1 protein-coding gene is annotated in these 429 nt (G+C 53.8%); it reads right to left on the bottom strand.

Going from position 1 to position 429, the window contains the following annotated elements; translation table 11 throughout:
• Positions 1–429 (bottom strand): AAA family ATPase (locus tag ACYVTD_RS17045; protein ID WP_461248833.1); only part of this gene is annotated, 429 nt, incomplete at both ends.

The raw sequence follows: 429 nt of genomic DNA, 5'->3' as shown, positions 1-429 counted from the left end.
GTGATAAGTTTTGTCACTCCCGATTCCTGCATGGTTACGCCCAAAAGCGTCCCCGCGCCGGTTACCGTTTTTTTGTTGTGCGTAATGATGATAAACTGGCTCGTGTCGCTGAACTCGCGAAGAAGGTGGACGAAGCGCCCGACGTTCTGCTCGTCTAATGCGGCGTCGATTTCGTCTAACAGGCAGAAGGGGCTTGGCTTTACCATGTAGGTGGCGAAAAGCAGGGCGACCGCCGTCATCGAACATTCGCCGCCTGAAAGCAGGCTTAAGTGTTCCAGTTTTTTTCCGGGCGGCTGGGCGAAAATTTCGATGCCCGATTCCAAAATGTGGTTGGGGTCGGAAAGCCGAAGCTCGGCGCGGCCGCCGCCGAAAAGCCGCCTGAACATGTTGTGAAAATTTTTCTTGATGCGGTTGTAGGTTTCCAGAAAC

The sequence above is a fragment of the Treponema sp. R6D11 genome (assembly GCF_054786075.1).
This window is presented reverse-complemented; position numbering and strand designations above follow the sequence as displayed.